The organism is Hymenobacter sp. 5317J-9 (genome assembly GCF_022921075.1).
Classification (GTDB): domain Bacteria; phylum Bacteroidota; class Bacteroidia; order Cytophagales; family Hymenobacteraceae; genus Hymenobacter.
This window is the reverse complement of sequence record NZ_CP095050.1, coordinates 2,916,146-2,933,647: the sequence shown is the minus strand read 5'-3', so window position 1 is coordinate 2,933,647 and position 17,502 is coordinate 2,916,146. Positions and strand designations below refer to the sequence as shown.

At 60.2% G+C, this 17,502-nt stretch carries 13 protein-coding genes, 1 tRNA gene and 1 pseudogene; 14 read left to right on the top strand and 1 reads right to left on the bottom strand.

Going from position 1 to position 17,502, the window contains the following annotated elements; translation table 11 throughout:
• Window positions 1–135 precede the first annotated feature (135 nt).
• From MUN81_RS12420 to rplT, 7 genes and pseudogenes are all read left to right on the top strand, one after another.
• Window positions 136–2,823 (top strand): DNA gyrase/topoisomerase IV subunit A, encoded by a 2,688-nt coding sequence (locus MUN81_RS12420; RefSeq protein ID WP_245117387.1) that lies wholly within the window; start codon window positions 136–138, stop codon window positions 2,821–2,823.
• Window positions 2,824–3,002: 179 nt separating this feature from the next.
• Window positions 3,003–4,010, top strand: coding sequence for a tetratricopeptide repeat protein (locus tag MUN81_RS12415; protein ID WP_245110803.1), 1,008 nt, complete (start codon window positions 3,003–3,005; stop codon window positions 4,008–4,010).
• A 61-nt stretch (window positions 4,011–4,071) separates the two neighbouring features.
• A complete protein-coding gene (locus MUN81_RS12410) occupies window positions 4,072–5,238 on the top strand; it encodes a tetratricopeptide repeat protein (protein ID WP_245110802.1) in 1,167 nt (388 codons plus the stop codon).
• Between the two features lie 173 nt (window positions 5,239–5,411).
• Window positions 5,412–7,346, top strand: a complete 1,935-nt coding sequence (thrS, locus tag MUN81_RS12405) for a threonine--tRNA ligase (RefSeq protein ID WP_245110800.1) — start codon at window positions 5,412–5,414, stop codon at window positions 7,344–7,346.
• 247 nt (window positions 7,347–7,593) lie between these two features.
• A pseudogene (infC, locus tag MUN81_RS12400) lies at window positions 7,594–8,097 on the top strand (translation initiation factor IF-3); the annotation flags it as partial.
• A gap of 207 nt (window positions 8,098–8,304) precedes the next feature.
• Window positions 8,305–8,499 carry a 50S ribosomal protein L35 gene (rpmI, locus tag MUN81_RS12395; protein ID WP_245110799.1) on the top strand — a complete coding sequence of 65 codons (195 nt, stop codon included), beginning with the start codon at window positions 8,305–8,307 and terminating at the stop codon, window positions 8,497–8,499.
• Window positions 8,500–8,576: 77 nt separating this feature from the next.
• Window positions 8,577–8,921, top strand: a complete 345-nt coding sequence (gene rplT, locus MUN81_RS12390) for a 50S ribosomal protein L20 (RefSeq protein WP_168672944.1) — start codon at window positions 8,577–8,579, stop codon at window positions 8,919–8,921.
• A 202-nt stretch (window positions 8,922–9,123) separates the two neighbouring features.
• Here rplT and MUN81_RS12385 read toward each other — a convergent pair.
• Window positions 9,124–9,197, bottom strand: a tRNA-Met gene (locus tag MUN81_RS12385).
• 132 nt (window positions 9,198–9,329) lie between these two features.
• Between MUN81_RS12385 and MUN81_RS12380 the strand changes: the two genes are divergently transcribed.
• The 7 genes from MUN81_RS12380 to MUN81_RS12350 all read left to right on the top strand — a co-directional run bounded on the left by MUN81_RS12380 (window position 9,330) and on the right by MUN81_RS12350 (window position 17,460).
• On the top strand, window positions 9,330–9,743 hold the full coding sequence (locus MUN81_RS12380) for an START-like domain-containing protein (RefSeq protein ID WP_245110797.1): 414 nt from the start codon (window positions 9,330–9,332) through the stop codon (window positions 9,741–9,743).
• 90 nt (window positions 9,744–9,833) lie between these two features.
• On the top strand, window positions 9,834–11,288 hold the full coding sequence (locus MUN81_RS12375) for an LptF/LptG family permease (protein ID WP_245110795.1): 1,455 nt from the start codon (window positions 9,834–9,836) through the stop codon (window positions 11,286–11,288).
• A gap of 151 nt (window positions 11,289–11,439) precedes the next feature.
• Window positions 11,440–11,715: a 30S ribosomal protein S15 gene (gene rpsO / locus MUN81_RS12370; RefSeq protein ID WP_196291764.1), complete on the top strand. Its 276-nt coding sequence runs from the start codon at window positions 11,440–11,442 to the stop codon at window positions 11,713–11,715.
• A 202-nt stretch (window positions 11,716–11,917) separates the two neighbouring features.
• A complete protein-coding gene (gene pnp / locus MUN81_RS12365; RefSeq protein ID WP_245110794.1) occupies window positions 11,918–14,089 on the top strand; it encodes a polyribonucleotide nucleotidyltransferase in 2,172 nt (723 codons plus the stop codon).
• Window positions 14,090–14,211: 122 nt separating this feature from the next.
• On the top strand, window positions 14,212–15,075 hold the full coding sequence (locus tag MUN81_RS12360; RefSeq protein ID WP_035566352.1) for a sigma-70 family RNA polymerase sigma factor: 864 nt from the start codon (window positions 14,212–14,214) through the stop codon (window positions 15,073–15,075).
• Window positions 15,076–15,258: 183 nt separating this feature from the next.
• Window positions 15,259–16,194, top strand: a complete 936-nt coding sequence (gene trxB / locus MUN81_RS12355; RefSeq protein ID WP_245110792.1) for a thioredoxin-disulfide reductase — start codon at window positions 15,259–15,261, stop codon at window positions 16,192–16,194.
• A gap of 141 nt (window positions 16,195–16,335) precedes the next feature.
• Window positions 16,336–17,460, top strand: a complete 1,125-nt coding sequence (locus MUN81_RS12350; RefSeq protein WP_245110790.1) for a M23 family metallopeptidase — start codon at window positions 16,336–16,338, stop codon at window positions 17,458–17,460.
• Window positions 17,461–17,502: the final 42 nt, after the last annotated feature.

The following is a 17,502-nucleotide window of genomic DNA, read 5'->3' as shown; positions in this document are numbered from 1 at the left end:
TTGGCTTCCGACGCCGAGGCAACGGACGCGCCCGGCGCCGCCGACCTGTTTGGCCAACTCTCGCCCGAGGTGGAGGCCCCGCTCATCACCGAGCCCGAAACCGAGGAAGAGCCCAAGTTTGCCCCCGGCGAAACCATCCACGACGTGGCCACGGTGCGAGGCATGTACCAGAACTGGTTTCTGGACTATGCCTCCTATGTGATTCTGGAGCGCGCCGTGCCCGCCATTGAAGACGGTCTCAAGCCCGTGCAGCGCCGCATTCTGCACGCCATGAAAGAGATGGACGACGGCCGTTTCAACAAAGTGGCCAACGTCATTGGGCAAACCATGCAGTACCACCCACACGGCGACGCCAGCATCGGCGACGCCATGGTGAACCTGGGCCAGAAAGACCTGCTCATCGAAACCCAAGGCAACTGGGGCGACGTGCGCACCGGCGACGGCGCCGCCGCGCCCCGCTACATCGAGGCGCGCCTGAGCAAGTTTGCCCTTGATGTGGTGTTCAACCCCGACACCACCGAGTGGCAGCTCAGCTACGACGGCCGCAAGCGCGAGCCCACCACGCTGCCCGTAAAATTCCCGTTGCTGCTGGCGCAGGGCGTGGAGGGCATTGCCGTGGGCCTGAGCACCAAGATTATGCCCCACAACTTCCGCGAGTTGTGTGAGGCCAGCATTGAAGTGCTGCGGGGCCACGACGTGCAGCTGTTTCCGGACTTTTCGACCGGCGGCCTCTGCGATGTGAGCAACTACAACTCGGGCATGCGCGGCAGCAAAATCCGCCTGCGCGCCACCATCGAGAAGGTCGACAAGACCATGCTCGTCATTCGCGACATTCCCTACGGCACCACCACCACGGCGCTGATGGAAAGCATCGTGAAGGCCAGCGAGGCCAACAAAATCAAGATTAAGAAGGTGGTCGACAATACGGCCGCCGACGTGGAAATCCAGGTGCAGCTGCCCACGGGCGTGAGCCCTGACCTGACCATGGATGCGCTGTACGCCTTCACAGACTGCGAAATCAGCATCTCGCCCAACACCTGCGTCATCATCGACGAGAAGCCCCGCTTTGTGGGTGTTGAAGACGTGCTGCGCCAAAGCACTAAGGCCACGGTGCGGCTGCTGGAGCGCGAGCTGGAAATCCGTCAGGATGAGCTGTGGGAGAAATGGCACAACGCTTCGCTGGAGAAGATTTTTATCGAAAACCGCATCTACCGCAAGATTGAGGAGTGCGAAACCTGGGAGGAAATCCTCGAAACGATTGACAAGGGCCTGAAGAAATTTGTGCGCGTGGAAGGGGAGAAGGCCCGGGCCGACGACACCCGCATCCTGCTGCGCCGCGCCATCACGGAAGACGACCTGACGCGCCTGACCGAAATTCGCATCAAGCGCATTTCCAAATTCGACGGCTTCAAGGCCGATGAGTACATTCAGAAGCTGGAAGCCGAAATGGCTGAGGTGGCCGACCACCTGGCGAACCTCACGCGCTACGCCATCAACTACTTTAAGGGCCTGCTGAAGAAGTACGGCGCGGGCCGCGAGCGCAAAACCCAGCTCCGCACGTTTGATGTGGTGACGGCCCAGAAAGTGGCCGTGGCCAACCAGAAGCTGTACGTGAACTACGCCGACGGTTTTGTGGGCTACGGCCTGAAAAAGGACGAAAACGCCGTCACCATCTGCGACTGTTCCGACCTGGACGACATCATTGCTATTCGGCGCGACGGCACGTTCACAGTTAGCAAAATCGCCGAAAAGACCTTCGTGGGCAAGGATATCCTGCACGTGGGCGTGTACAATAAGAACGATGACCGCCTGGTGTACAACATGGTGTACCTCGACGGCGCCTCGGGTATCTCGTTCGCCAAGCGCTTCCTGGTGTCGGGCATCACGCGCGACAAAGTGTACGACCTCACCAAGGGCACCAAGGGCACCAAAACTCTCTACCTCACAGCCAACCCCAACTCCGAGTCTGAAATCGTAAGCATACAGCTTTCTGATAAGGCGCCGGCGCGGGTGAAGCAGTTTGACTTCGACTTCGCTGACCTCGCCATCAAGGGCAAGGGCTCGATGGGCAACATCGTGACCAAGCAGCCCATCAAGAAAATCACCCAGAAAGCCCTGGGCGACTCCACGCTCGGCGGCCGCGAAATGTTCTTCGATAGCGTAGTGGGCCGCCTTAATACGGCCGGTCACGGCCGCTACTTGGGCACCTTCGACACCGACAATACGGTGCTGGTGGTATTCAAAGATGGCAGCTACGAACTCACGCCGCCCGACCCGGCCATTCACTACGACGTGCCCAACATTGTGCTGCTGCGCAAGTTCGAGCCCGAAGTGGCGCTATCGGTGGTGTATATGGACGGCGAAACCAAGGTGCACTACGTCAAACGGTTCAAGATTGAAACCAGCACGCTGAGCAAACGCTTTACGTTCATTTCCGAAACCAAAGGTTCGAAACTGCTGGCCGTGACGGCCAACCCCGAGCCGGTGGTGGAAGTGAAGGTGCAGAAAGACAAGAAAGCCGATAAGGAAACCGAAGAAATCAGCCTGCACGAATTCATCGACGTGAAAGGCTGGAAGGCCATGGGCAACAAGCTCAACTACTTCAAGGTGCACGGCGTGGCCTTGCTCACCGACGAAGGCCCCGAGCCCCAGCGCCGCGAAGTGGCCAAAAAGCGCGCTGCTGCGCCCAAAACCACTGACTCTGCCGCGGCCACCGAAGCGTCCCGCGCCGAACCCACCGGCCCCGTCGATGTTACCGACGCCGAAGTGGCCCAGGCCCGTGAGCTGCTGAAGCGGCCCAAGGCGCAGCTGGGGCTATTCTAAGTTCGCTAGCAGCGCATCCACGTTGTGCCTTATGTGCCTTAAAGGCCGGGTCCGGAATGTTCGGGCCCGGCCTTTGGGTTTACGGTGGGTCTTGTATTGAGTGTTTTGATGCCGGGTTCATCAGGGAACCCTCAACAAAAAGCCGGTGTGTGTTAACCCTGGGCGCACCGTGCCGTTCTTTGCGCAAATCTGATTACACGTTCCTGGCTTTTCTGGTGAAGTGGCTTAAACAACATTGGTGGCTGCCCGCTCTGCTCATGGGGGCGCTGATGTCCGGCCCGGCCCGGGCGCAGCCGGCCAAGCGCCGGGTGGTGGTAGCCCGCGTTTTGGCCCCCGCGACGGTACCCGACCCGCCTGCCGTTCGGGCCAAGCTGTTTCAGGCCGCCAGTCTGGTCAATCAGTTCAAGGAATCGGAAGCCCTGGCCGTGTACCAGGAAATTCTGAGCACCGTGCCCACGCATTATTTAGCGCTGTGGCAGTCAGCGGTACTCAGCGTGCGCATCGGCAACCGCTACTCCGACGAAACCCGCAAATCGGCCTATTTCAACGCCGCCCGGCAGTACGCCGACCGCGCCATGCTGCTGCGGCCCGAAGGCGGCGAAAGCAACTACGCCGAAGCCCTGGCTCTGTTCAATCAGGCCACGCTGTACAGCGCCGGGGCACGTTTGGCCGCGTTTCGCGACCTCCGCTCACACGTGTACCTAGCCACTGAGCGCCGTCCCGACTTGCCCGAAGCCTGGCAGCTGCTGGGCCGCTGGCAATACCGCGTGGCGCACTACAACCTGCTCGAACGCCTCTACAGTAAGTTGGTGTTGGGCGGCGTGCCCGAGGGCGGCGACAGCCGCGAGGCCATCGAGCACCTGGAAAAAGCCCATGCCATGGCCCCCCAAAACCTGCAGTTCTGCTACGACCTGGCCCGCATGTGCCGCTACCAGGGGCGCCGCCGCCGGGCCATTGAAGTACTGCAGGAGGCCGATAAAATTTCTCCCATTACCAGCGACGACCTCGTAATCAGCCGCCTGTGCCGCAAAATGCTGCCGCCCCTGATTCGTGCTGATGCCCGGCATTCGGAAAAGTCACCCCCCGCGTCGGCTCCGGTTCCTGCTCCCGAAAAAGTGTCGCCGCCAGCCGATTCAGCCGGTAAAAAGGAGGCGCCGGCGCCGAAGAGAGCCGCTGCCGGGCGCTAGCCCCAACTTGCTGTTTGTATTTTTGTCGGAAGCAGTTTTGCTCTTCTTTTCACCTGCCCCCGTGCTTCCCATTATGCCGTGCTTCCGGTTTTCGCCGCGGACGTTGCTGCCGGCGCTGACGCTCGCGGCGGCCTGCCAAACTGGGCCCGCCGAAAGGCCCGATACTTTGGTCAATCTGGCCACGGTGCAAAGCGGGCCCCGCGTGCAAGCCGATGAGCTCAACGGCGCCATTGCGCGCGCGCCCCGCAATGTGGCCCTGCTGGCCAAGCGGGCTACGTTGCGCTTGGCCGCCGGGCAGCCGCGGGCGGCTTTGTCCGACATCGCTGCGGCTCTTGAGATTGACGACACCGACGGCAACCTGTACTTCCTGCAGGCTCGGGCTTTTCGGGCCATTGGGCAGCTAAAAGCGGCCCTCGCCGCCGCCCGGCAGGCCGCCGAGCACGGTTTTGGCGGCCCCGAACTTCCCTTGCTGGTGGGCGAAACCCACCTCGCGGCCCGCAACTATGCCGCGGCCCTCGACAACCTCGACCGCACCCTGCGCCTCGACCCCGACCAGCCTGCGGCGCTTTTCTACAAAGGCCTGGCCTACGCCGCCACCGCCGATACTTCCACCGCCGTGCAATACCTGCAGGATGCCCTGGCGCGGGACCCGCACGAAACCGAAATCCTGCACCAGTTGGCCTTTCTGCTCAATGCCTGGCGCATCCCGGCCGATGCCGCCCGCTACGCCGCCCTGGGCATGCGCCTCGACACCACGTCGGGCCTGCTGCGCTACGACTACGGCCGACAGCTGGAGCTGCAGGGCCGCCCCGACAGCGCCCTATGGTACTACCGCCGGGCGCTGGCTCTCGACACCACCGTGTACCGCGCCGACTACCGCCTGGGCCTCGCCGCGGCCAAAGCCCGCCAGCCCAAAGCCGTCATCCAGCACCTTGTGCGGGCCTTGCGCCGCAACCCGCGCCTGCCCGAAGCCCGCGCCCTGCTAGCCGAAGCCCTCGAATCGCAAAACCGTTTGCCCGAAGCCCTGGCCCAATACCGCCAGCTGGTGGCCGAAAACCCCGGCAACGCCCACTGGACTTTTAAAGTCTGGAAAACGAACGAACAGGTGCAGGCTTCTTTGCCCGACAGCCTGCGTTCCGGCCCGCGCTACTACTACCGCCGTCCGGCCGCGCCACGGCTTCGGCCTGCACCAATAGAAGCCTTGGCGCCCCGAGGCCCGGGCATGTAGCCCTGGGCCGGCTTTCATGATTGGGGGCTGTTGCCTCCACCTTCGTGGCAGGATGTGTGCCGCAGAGGCAGGCCAGAGCCCTTGAAAATGAGGATTCGGACCTTTGTGGCTTCGTTTCTCCGGCGGCTGGCTGTAACTTGCGTCGGCTTTGCGCTCACCGCGGGCCACCGATTATGCTCAACATCATCCTCCCCGACGGCTCGCAGCGCGAGCTCGCCGACGGCGCCAGCGGCTACGACCTGGCCGCCAGCATTTCCGAAGGTTTGGCCCGCAACGCCTTGGCCGTGACGGTTAACGGCGAAGTGCGCGACCTGCACCGCCCCTTGCCCGATAATGCGCAGGTCAGCATCCTCACCTGGAATGACACCGCCGGCAAATCCACCTACTGGCACTCCTCGGCCCACCTCATGGCCGAAGCGCTCGAAGCGCTATACCCTGGCGTGAAGCTGGCCATCGGCCCGGCCATTGAGAACGGGTTCTACTACGACGTCGACCTCGGCGAAGGCCGTAGCATCAGCAGCGAAGACTTCCCCGAAATCGAGAAAAAGATGCTCGAGCTGGCCAAAAACAAAAGCCAGTACATCCGCAAGGAGGTCTCGAAGGCCGACGCCATTGCCTACTTCACCGAGAAGCAGGACCCTTACAAGCTGGAGCTGCTCGAAAACCTCGAAGACGGCAACATCACCTTCTACACGCAGGGCGGCTTCACCGACCTCTGCCGCGGCCCGCACATCCCCGACACCGGCACCATCAAGGCTGCCAAGCTGATGAACGTGGCCGGCGCCTACTGGCGCGGCGATGAGAAGAACAAGCAGCTCACGCGCCTTTACGGCATCACCTTCCCCAAAGCCAAGGACCTCGCCGAGTACCTCGAACGCCTCGAAGAAGCCAAGCGCCGCGACCATCGCAAGCTCGGCAAAGAGCTGAAGCTGTTCGCTTTCTCCGAGAAAGTAGGCGCGGGGCTGCCGCTGTGGCTGCCCAAAGGCACCGCCCTGCGCGAGCGTCTCGAGCAGTTCCTGCGGCGCGCCCAGGTGAAAGCCGGCTATTCGCCTGTCGTAACACCGCACATCGGCGCCAAGGAGCTGTACGTGACCAGCGGCCACTACGAGAAGTACGGCGCCGACTCGTTTCAGCCCATCAAAACGCCCAACCCCGGCGAGGAATTCTTCCTCAAGCCGATGAACTGCCCGCACCACTGCGAAATCTATAAAACCGAGCCCCGCAGCTACCGCGACCTGCCCGTGCGCCTCGCCGAGTTCGGCACCGTGTACCGCTACGAGCAGTCGGGCGAACTGCACGGCCTCACCCGCGTGCGTGGCTTTACGCAGGACGACGCCCACATTTTCTGCCGTCCCGACCAGGTGAAGGAAGAGTTCATGAAGGTGATTGACATCGTGCTGTACGTGCTCAAGGCCCTCGATTTCCCCGACTTCACCGCCCAGATTTCGCTGCGCGACCCCGAGAACAAAACCAAGTATATCGGCTCCGACGAAAACTGGGAAAAGGCCGAAAGCGCCATCCAGGAAGCCGCCCTCGAAAAAGGCCTGAACACCGTCACCGAGTACGGCGAAGCCGCCTTCTACGGCCCCAAGCTCGATTTTATGGTGCGCGACGCCATTGGCCGCCGCTGGCAGTTGGGCACCATTCAAGTTGACTACAACCTGCCCGAGCGTTTCGACCTTGAGTACACTGCCGCCGACAACTCCAAGCAGCGCCCGGTGATGATTCACCGCGCCCCGTTCGGCTCGCTAGAGCGTTTTGTGGCCGTGCTCATCGAGCACTGCGGCGGCAACTTTCCGCTCTGGCTCACGCCTGAGCAGTTCATCGTGCTGCCCATTTCGGATAAGTACAGCGACTACGCCTACCAGGTGAAGGCACAGCTGGAGCAGCACGACCTGCGCGGCACCGTAGACGGCCGCGACGAGCGCATCGGCCGCAAAATCCGTGATGCCGAAATGGGCAAAATTCCTTATCTGTTGGTGGTAGGAGAGAAGGAAGCGCAGGACAATATCATCAGCGTGCGCAAGCATGGCGAAGGCGACCTAGGCTCGATGCCGCTGGAAGCGTTTGTTAAAAGTGTGCAAGGCCAGATGGCTGAAGTAATGTAAGGCATTGCCCGACTCAAAAAAGAACGTCATGCTGCGACTTCGCTCAGCATGACGTTCTTTTTTTGTGTCTACCCACAAATAGATTGGTGGCGGTAGTTGCCTTTCCAATTAAAAATGCCGATATTTGCCCCCTGATTGCCAGGCCTTACCCGGCCGAAACCGCCCAGAATCTCATTCCCCGCCACTTTTTTAGCAGGAGGACCAAACCATAGCAGCTCCGAATCGTCGGTACGTGCCCCGCCAGCAGGTGGAAGAGCCGTTCAAAATCAACCAGAAAATCACGGCCCGCGAAGTGCGCCTTGTTGGCGACAACGTGGAGCAAGGCGTGTATTCCATCGACCAGGCCCGCAAGATGGCGCAGGACCAGAACCTCGACCTCGTTGAGATTTCCCCTACCGCCACGCCGCCCGTTTGCCGCGTCATCGACTACTCGAAATTCAAGTACGAGCAGAAGAAGAAGACCCGCGAGCTGAAGGCCAAGCAGACCAAGGTCGTCCTCAAGGAAATTCGTTTCGGCCCCAACACCGACGAGCACGACTTCGCCTTCAAGGTGAAGCACGCCCAGGAGTTTTTGCGCGAAGGCGCGAAAATCAAGAGCTACGTGCACTTTGTAGGCCGCAGCATCGTGTTCAAGGAGCGCGGCGAAATCCTGCTGCTCAAGTTTGCGCAGGCCCTTGAGGACTTGGCCAAAGTAGAGCAGTTGCCCAAGCTTGAAGGCAAGCGCATGTTCCTCTACCTGGCGCCCAAAGCGGCCGCTGTAGTGAAACCCGCCGCCAAGCCCGCCACCCCGGCCGACGCCGCCAAACCCGAAAAGAAAGCTGCTAAGCCCGCGGAAGCGGCCGAAGCAGCTCCGGCTTCCCCCGAAGCTGAATAGATTTTACCCGGTTGCGGATGGCTTCCCGACCCCTGGTCAGTGAGCAATCAACAATCAACAACCAACCCTCCAATAACCACTACAATGCCGAAATTAAAGACGAAATCCGGTGCCAAGAAGCGTTTTTCGCTCACCGGAACGGGCAAGGTGAAGCGGAAGCACGCCTTCAAATCGCACATTCTGACCAAGAAAACCACGAAGCAGAAGCGCGGCCTGACCCACGCCGGCCTCGTGAGCAGCGCCGACATGAGCCGCGTGCGCCAGATGCTGAATTTCTAGTCTGTCATTAAAATTTCACCAGGCTTCCGGCTCTAAGACCTTAACCCCGTCGCCGGCTGCCAAAAACTCCCCAGGTTATGCCAAGAAGTGTCAACCACGTGGCCTCGCGCCACCGCCGTAAGAAAATCATGCGTTTGGCGAAAGGCTACTACGGCCGTCGCAAAAACGTGTGGACCGTAGCCAAGAACGCCGTTGAAAAAGGCCTTCTCTATGCTTACCGCGACCGTAAAGTAAAGAAGCGCGAGTTCCGTGCCCTCTGGATTCAGCGCATCAACGCCGGTGCTCGTGAGCACGGCCTGTCGTATTCGCAGCTGATGGGCGGCCTGAAGAAAGCCGGCATCGAGCTCAATCGCAAAGTGCTGGCCGACCTGGCCCTCAACCACCCCGAGGCCTTCAAAGGCATCGTGGAAAAAGCGAAGTAACCCCTTCCGGGCGTTATCCATCAAGAAAACGTTGAACCCCGGGTTCAGCGTTTTCTTGTTTTGGGCCCTTGCAACCCGGTTTCCGGGCATTGGTCAGGCGAAAGCCGATAGGGGCGTCGCTGGCAACCCGGCGGCACTCCAACCGCCAACCGGCTTAAACCAAAAAAACCGCTTCGGCACACGGCCAAAACGGTTTTTGAAGTAGCGGGGACGAGAGTTGAACTCGTGACCTCAGGGTTATGAATCCTGTGCTCTAACCAACTGAGCTACCCCGCCGGGTTTTTTGTGGGTGCAAAGGTAACGCGCCAATCAGCCCCGAAGCAAGGTTTGGGGCTAAAAACATAGTATTTATCCTGCGCTCCGCCGGTTCACGCCGGTTGTCATTCGGGCGCCCTCGTTTTTCCTTCTATGGCTTCGCCTGATATTCAGTCCAAAACGCGCTTCGTGGTGGAATTTCCCATCAACGCTTCTCCCAAAATTCTTTTTCCATATTTGGCTACGGCATCGGGTCTTTCGCAGTGGTTTTGCGACGACGTGCGCTACGTGGAGGGGCAACGCCTCAATTTTATCTGGGATAATGACAACCACTTCGCCGAGATTACGGGCCAGCGCCTGAACCGGGCCGTGCGCTTCATTTTTCTTGACGAGCACCGTCAGTCTGTGCCTGATGCCAATTTTCTGGAATTTACCCTCGACTCTTCGCAAGTAACGGATGAAGTATATCTACGCGTAGTGGATTATTCGCTGGCCCAAGACGCCGACGAGCAGCATGAAATGTGGGAAGGTCTGGTGGGCAAGCTGCGCGAGCAGGTAGGAGGGTAGCCGCGGCGGCATTTTAAGCACTGGCCGGTACTTTTTCGCTTTCTTCGTCGTTTTGGACTGAGCTGACCTTTCTGCTCGGCGCCGCGTTCTATGCTCAAGAAGCTCGACAAACTCATTCTGAAGGCCTTTGCCGGGCCTTTTCTGCTCACGTTTGCGGTGGTGCAGTTCATTCTGCTCACGCACACGCTGCTCAAATACCTCGACGACATCATCGGCAAGGACCTGGGCACGGGTGTGCTGCTGCAGCTGCTGTTTTACTTCAGCGTGCTGATTGTGCCCGTGTCGCTGCCGCTGGCGGTGCTGCTTTCGTCGCTGATGACGTACGGCAACCTGGGCGAGCACCATGAACTGACGGCCATCAAGGCGTCGGGCATTGCGCTCACGCGTATTTTGCGGCCGGTGCTACTGCTTACGCTGGGCCTGGCCGTGGGGGCGTTCTGGTTCAATGAAACCATTGTGCCGCGCGCCAACCTGAAAGCCTACAGCCTGCTGTGGGACGTGCGCCAGCAAAAGCTGGCGCTGGACATCCGGGAGGGGGTTTTCTACAACGGCATTCCCGGCTACACCATCAAGGTGGACAAGAAAACCGGCGAAAATGGCGACCAGCTGCACGGCGTCATGATATACGACCACACCCAGAAGTCGGGTAACGCCACGGTGATGCTGGCCGACTCGGGCCGCATGTTCACGCGCTTCAACGGCGGCTACCTAGGGCTGGAGCTGTTTCACGGCCACAACTACGTGGAGCAGCCCGATGCCCAGGACCGCGCCGGGGCCAGTTTCGTGCGCCAGGCTTTCGACCATAACATGGTTACGTTTTCGCTGGCTTCCTTCGGCATGAACCGCACCAAGGAGGACCTGTTCAAGCAAAACCGGATGATGCTCAACATCCCGCAGCTGCACTACGCCACCGACTCGGTGCAGAAAAAATTGCGCACCGAAGAGCAAATGCTGCCCCGGCAGATGAACAGCTACTACGCCTACATTCGTTTCGACACCACCGGGCGGGCCGCCAGCCGCAAGGTGGAAGGCCTGCAGGTGCCCGCGGCCAAGCTGCCGGCCACTACTGCGCCCATCATTCAGCAAGCCCTCAACCGGGCCCGCAACCTGCAATCGTACGCTAACTCGACGGCAGAGCGGCTGGACGAGTTCGCCCGTAACTCGGCGCTTTTCCGCATCGAGGTGTACCGCAAATACACGCAGTCGGTGGCCGTGCTGCTGATGTTCATGATTGGTGCCCCGCTGGGTTCCATCATCAAGAAAGGCGGTCTGGGCGTGCCCATTCTCATTTCCATTCTGTTTTTCATCGTGTACTACGTGCTCAGCATCATGGGCGAGAAGTACGGTCGGGAGTTTGTGATGCCCGTGGGCATCGGCATGTGGCTCTCGAACCTGGTGCTGCTGCCAGTGGGGTTGTTCTTCCTGTATCAGGCTTACAACGACTCCGGCCTGCTGGAGCTGGACTTCTGGCGCCGCCTGCCGCAGCGCGTGGGCATCCCGGCGCTGCGCAAAATCACGGAGCTGGAAGAAGAGCTGGTGAGCTAGCCAGAGACAGGGGTACGGCCGGGCTTAAAAAGCCGAAGACGCGCTTTTATTCTGTTTTAAAATTGCGTACCTTTGCGGCACCCCAATGTGTGGGGTAACCAAAATTCATTTCTCATTCTAAAATCTAAGACGGGGTAACACCTATCAACCGATGATTTTAACCACTGAAGCCAAACAGGCTATCTTCGAAAAGAACAGCCTGCAGAAATCGAAAACCGATACCGGTTCGGCCGAGTCGCAAATCGCTCTCTTCACCCACCGCATCACCCACCTGACCGAGCACCTCAAGGTGAACAAGAAGGACCACAGCACCCGCCTCGGTCTGCTGAAGCTGGTAGGTAAGCGCCGCAGCATGCTGGATTACCTGCAGCACCGCGAAATCAACCGCTACCGCGCCATCATCAAGGAGCTGGGCATCCGCAAGTAAGTCCAGAGTCTGAGAGTAGGGAGCCTTCCAACGAAGGTTCCCTACTCTTTTTTTGTTCGGGTCGGTTTGGCACCGAGGCCGCCCCGGGCACTGTTTTTCTTCGGCGCCTTGTTGCTGTAAAATACCCTGAGTAACGAACGCCGCTGGCGGTGCTCGTTTTTGGCTGCTCGCCCGCTGTCGCTTTTCCAAGCAAACCCCGCTGATGTCCCAACCCCAAGCCATTACCAAATCCCTGGCGCTGCCCGACGGCCGCGTCATTTCCATCGAAACCGGCCGGCTGGCCAAATTCGCCGACGGCGCTGTAGTGGTGCGCCTCGGCGACACCATGCTGCTGGCCACGGTGGTGTCGGCCCCGAGCCAGCGCGAAGGCGTTGACTTCCTGCCGCTGTCGGTGGATTACCAAGAAAAATTCGGCTCGGCCGGCAAGATTCCCGGCTCGTTCCAGCGCCGCGAAGGCCGCCTGAGCGACTACGAAATCCTGATTTGCCGCCTCGTCGACCGCATCCTGCGGCCGATGTTCCCCAAAGACTACCATTACGAGGTGCAGGTGATGATTAACCTCATCTCGGCCGATAAAGAAGTGCAGCCCGACGCCTTGGCCGCCTTGGCCGCTTCGGCTGCCCTGGCTATTTCGGACATTCCGTTTGCCGGCCCGATTTCGGAAGTGCGCGTGGCGCGCATCGACGGTCAGTTCCAGATTAACCCCAAGACTTCGGACCTGGCCCGCGCCGACATGGACCTCATCGTGGGTGCCACCGGCGACTCGGTGGCCATGGTGGAAGGCGAGATGCACGAAGTGAGCGAGGAAGAAATGGTAGCGGCCATTGCCTTCGGCCACGAAGCCATCAAAGCCCAGGTGCAGCTGCAGCTTGACCTGGCCGCCGCCGTGGGCCGCAACGCCGACTCGCCCACCCGCGAGTACCCCAAGTACGAGGAGAACGAAGAGTTGAAAAAGCGCATTCTCGACGCCGTGTACCAGGGTGCCTACGACGTGGCGCGCAGCGGCAACACCAGCAAGGCTGGCCGCAAGGAAGGTTTCTCGCTGGTGAAAAAGGCCTTCCTGGAGCAGTTGATTGCTGAGCAGCCCGAGCTGGACATGAAGATGTTCAGCCGCTACTATGGCTCGGCCGAGAAGAAGGCCATCCGCGACATGATGGTGAAAGAACGGGTGCGCCTCGACGGCCGCCAGCTCACCGAAATCCGCCCCATCTGGTCGGAAATCAACTACCTGCCCGGCGCGCACGGCTCGGCCATTTTCACGCGCGGTGAAACCCAGAGCCTGACCACGGCCACGCTTGGCACCAAGCTCGACGAGCAAATCATCGACCAGCCCCTCACCAAGGGCTTCTCGAAGTTCATGCTGCACTACAACTTCCCCGGCTACTCGACCGGTGAGGTGAAGCCCAACCGCGGTGCCGGCCGCCGCGAAATCGGCCACGGCAACCTGGCCATGCGCTCGCTGAAGCAGGTGCTGCCTTCGGAAGAAGAAAACCCCTACACCATCCGCATCGTGTCGGACATCCTGGAGTCGAACGGCTCGAGCTCGATGGCCACCGTTTGCGCCGGCTCGCTGGCGCTGATGGACGCTGGTGTAAAGGTTCGTGCCGCCGTAGCGGGTATCGCCATGGGTCTGGTGCAGGACAAGGAAACCGGTGAGTACGCGGTGTTGAGTGACATTCTCGGCGACGAGGACCACCTCGGCGACATGGACTTCAAAGTGACAGGTACGGAAAAAGGCATTTGCGCCTGCCAGATGGACATCAAAATCCAGGGCCTGAGCAACGAGATTCTGACCGCCGCGCTGCACCAAGCGCGTGAGGGCCGCCTGCACATTCTGGGCGAGATGGCCAAGACGATTTCGGCCCCGGCGCCGGAGCTGAAGCCTCACACCCCGCGTTCGCACAAGATGCTCATCGACAAAGAGTTTATCGGTGCGGTAATCGGGCCGGGCGGCAAGGTGATTCAGCAGATTCAGAAGGACACCAACGCCACGGTGATTATTGAGGAGAAGGACGAGAAGGGCCACGTAAGCATCTACGCTTCCAACCAGGAAGACATGCAGGGCGCCATCGACCGCATCCGCGCCATCGCGGCGCAGCCCGAAGTGGGCGAGGTGTACAAGGGCAAAGTGCGCAGCATTCAGCCCTACGGCGCTTTCGTGGAGATTATGCCGGGCAAAGACGGCCTGTTGCACATCTCTGAAGTGACGCACGAGCGGATTCAGACGCTGGAAGGCCTGCTCGAAGTGGGGCAGGACATTGACGTGAAACTGGTGGAAATCGACAAGAAAACGGGCAAATACCGGCTCTCGCGCAAGGTGTTGCTGCCGAAGCCGGAGGCTGCCGCCGCCAGCAACGGCGAGGCGAAAGCCTAGCCAACTGCCCCGGTGCCGAACTAATGTCAGGGGGAGTCTGTTGGCTTCCTCTGACTTAGGGACTGGCCGGGCGGCTTTTTCTTACGTATAACCCCATCAGATTATCGTTCTTACCTAGTCCCATGAGACAGCTAAAAATTAGTAAGCAGATTACCAACCGCGAAAGCCAGTCGCTGGACAAGTACCTCCAGGAGATTGGCAAGGTTGATTTGCTCACGCCCGACGAAGAGGTGACGCTGGCCCAGCGCATCCGCGACGGGGACCAGCAGGCGCTCGAGAAGCTGACCAAGGCCAACCTGCGCTTCGTAGTGTCGGTAGCCAAGCAATACCAGAACCAAGGCCTTTCGCTGGGCGACCTCATCAACGAGGGCAACCTCGGCCTTATCAAAGCGGCCAAACGCTTTGATGAAACCCGCGGCTTTAAATTCATTTCCTACGCCGTGTGGTGGATTCGCCAGTCCATCCTGCAGGCCCTGGCCGAGCAGAGCCGCATCGTGCGTTTGCCTCTGAACCGCGTGGGTTCGCTGAACAAAATCAGCAAGTCCTTCTCGGAACTGGAGCAGAAGTTCGAGCGCGAGCCCTCGCCGGAGGAAATTGCCGAAGTACTGGAGCTGACCACTTCGGAAGTGGTGGACACCCTGAAAATTTCGGGTCGCCACGTGTCGGTGGATGCGCCGTTTGTGCAGGGCGAGGAAAACCGTCTGCTCGACGTGCTCGAAAACGAGGACGAAGAGTCGCCGGACATGGCCCTGATGAACGACTCGCTCCGCAAGGAAGTGCAGCGCGCCCTGAGCACGCTCACCAAGCGCGAGGCCGACGTGATTACGCTGTATTTCGGGCTGAACGGCGAAGCTGCTTTGACGCTGGAGGAAATCGGCGAGAAGTTTAACCTGACCCGCGAGCGGGTGCGTCAGATTAAGGAGAAGGCCATTCGCCGCCTGCGTCACACGTCGCGCTCGAAGGCGCTGAAGCCGTATCTCGGCTAATCAATTAGTTTTGCAGAATGAAAAACCCCGACTGTAAGGTTGGGGTTTTTTGTACGGCTTTGCGCGGTTTCGCGTCTACCGGACGGTGCGGCAATCCATGTTGCTTCGCCCTCCGGTGGCACCGTTAGCCAACACCATTTTTTGTTCATCGATACGCGGAGCAATACTCCGCGCTACTGCACAATGTCTGAACACATCAAATGCCTGATTATCGGCTCCGGCCCGGCCGGTTATACGGCTGCCATCTATGCGGCGCGCGCCAACATGGCGCCGGTTATGTACATGGGCCTGCAACCCGGTGGCCAGCTGACCATTACCAACGACGTGGAGAACTTTCCGGGCTATCCGGACGGCATTATGGGCCCGGAGATGATGGAGGACCTGAAAAAGCAGGCTGCCCGCTTCGGTACCGATATCCGCTACGGCATCGCCACGGCGGTTGACTTCTCGGTGACGCCCCGCAAGGTGACCATCGACGAAACCATTGAGCTGACGGCCGACGCCGTGATTATCGCCACGGGCGCTTCGGCCAAATGGCTCGGGCTGCCGTCGGAAGCCAAGCTGAACGGCTCGGGGGTTTCGGCCTGCGCCGTGTGCGACGGCTTTTTCTACCGCGGGCAGGAGGTGGCCATTGTGGGCGCCGGCGACACGGCGGCCGAAGAGGCTACCTACCTGGCCAACCTTGCCAGCAAGGTGACCATGATAGTGCGCAAAGGTGAAATGAAGGCTTCGAAAATCATGCAGAAGCGCGTGCTGGATAACCCCAAGATTGAGGTGCTGTTCGACACGGTGACGGATGAGATTCTGGGCGAGCACAGCGTGGAAGGCGTCCGGGTGAAGAACCTGCTGACGCACGAAACCAAAGAGATTCCGCTGACCGGTTTCTTCGTGGCCATTGGCCACGAGCCCAACTCCAAGATTTTCCAGCCCTACCTGCACCACGACGAGCAGGGCTACCTGAAAACCATTCCCGGCACCAGCAAAACCAACGTGGACGGCGTATTTGCCTGCGGCGACGTGCAGGACTACACCTACCGCCAGGCCGTGACGGCTGCTGGCTCGGGCTGCATGGCCGCCCTCGACGCCGAGCGCTACCTGACGGCCGTGGGCATACACTAAATTTTGCCTTGCGGAGTTTATGAAGACGTGTTAGAAAAGACGAGCTTTGTGGTTCGTTTTTTCTAACACGTATTGTTTAGACCAAACGGCACTGCGGCGCAATCCTTTGCGATGACGCCTGCGGCCTTTTTCTGTTCGCTTTTGACTTTCCTGAAAATAACGTACTGGCGCCCAGCACTGCTGCTGCTGGGCCTCCTGCTGTGCCTGGCGGGGCTGAGCCCGGCACAGGCGCAGCGCCGCAAGCCGCCGCGCACCAAGGCCAAAGCCGGCAGCACATCCGGCAAATCCGACTTTTTCCGCATCAAGACGCCCAAGATGCGCTACGTGCGGCCCGATACCACCACGGTTATCGAGACGGAAGAAATTCCGGACGAGAACTCCGACGCGGCCAAGTCCATCTATTTCAACCCGGCCAAGAAGCTCAGCATCGTGAGCGAAGACACCACGACGCTGAACGAGGGCGGGACGGAAATCGTGGAGATGTCGGAAGAAGTGCTCATCGATTCCTCGTGGGTGAAAGTGGCGGGCTATTATTCCATTTGGGATACCCACCGCGTGAACCCCTACCGCGTGGACGGCCGCAGCTACCGCGACTCGCTGAAGCTGCGCCTCACCGACCCGCCCCGGCAGCGCTACGCCAAAATGCCCCTCGTGAGCACGCCCATCACCTCGGGTTTTGCCTTCCGGGGCTACCGCTGGCACTACGGCATGGACCTGGACTTGGAAACCGGCGACTCGGTGAAATCCGTGTTCGACGGCGTGGTGCGCATTCAGGCCTGGGACGGCGGCGGCTACGGCAACTACATTCTGGTGCGGCACTACAACGGCCTCGAAACCGTGTACGGCCACCTCAGCAAAGCCCTCGTGACCGTGGGCACCTTCGTGAAGGCCGGCCAGCTCATCGGCTACGGCGGTAGCACGGGGCGCAGCACGGGCTCGCACCTGCACTTTGAGGTGCGCTACCAGGGCAACCCCATCAACCCGGTGCTGATGTACGATTTCCCCGGCTACAAGCTGCGGAAGGACAATTTCACCATCACCTCGGCGCTCTTCAACTACTACAGCCGGGCGCTGGGGCACCGCAGCAGCGGCAGCCGGAGCAGCGGCTCGCCCTCGCGGGCCCGCCAGACGGTGACGCATAAAGTGCGCTCGGGCGATACGCTCTCGGAAGTGGCCGAACGCTACGGCGTGCGCGTAAGCACCCTGCGCAAGCTGAACCCCGGCGTGAAAACCCTGCAGCCGGGCAAGAAGCTGCGGATTAAGTAACGTTCGCCGAAAGAAAAACAGCACGTCATGCTGAGCGCAGCC

Coding starts and splice junctions, on each gene's coding strand:
- thrS (WP_245110800.1), top strand. CDS start 5,412: ATGCTCAACATCATCCTCCCCGACGGCTCGCAGCGCGAGCTCGCCGAC.
- rpmI (WP_245110799.1), top strand. CDS start 8,305: ATGCCGAAATTAAAGACGAAATCCGGTGCCAAGAAGCGTTTTTCGCTC.
- rplT (WP_168672944.1), top strand. CDS start 8,577: ATGCCAAGAAGTGTCAACCACGTGGCCTCGCGCCACCGCCGTAAGAAA.
- MUN81_RS12380 (WP_245110797.1), top strand. CDS start 9,330: ATGGCTTCGCCTGATATTCAGTCCAAAACGCGCTTCGTGGTGGAATTT.
- MUN81_RS12375 (WP_245110795.1), top strand. CDS start 9,834: ATGCTCAAGAAGCTCGACAAACTCATTCTGAAGGCCTTTGCCGGGCCT.
- rpsO (WP_196291764.1), top strand. CDS start 11,440: ATGATTTTAACCACTGAAGCCAAACAGGCTATCTTCGAAAAGAACAGC.
- pnp (WP_245110794.1), top strand. CDS start 11,918: ATGTCCCAACCCCAAGCCATTACCAAATCCCTGGCGCTGCCCGACGGC.
- MUN81_RS12360 (WP_035566352.1), top strand. CDS start 14,212: ATGAGACAGCTAAAAATTAGTAAGCAGATTACCAACCGCGAAAGCCAG.
- trxB (WP_245110792.1), top strand. CDS start 15,259: ATGTCTGAACACATCAAATGCCTGATTATCGGCTCCGGCCCGGCCGGT.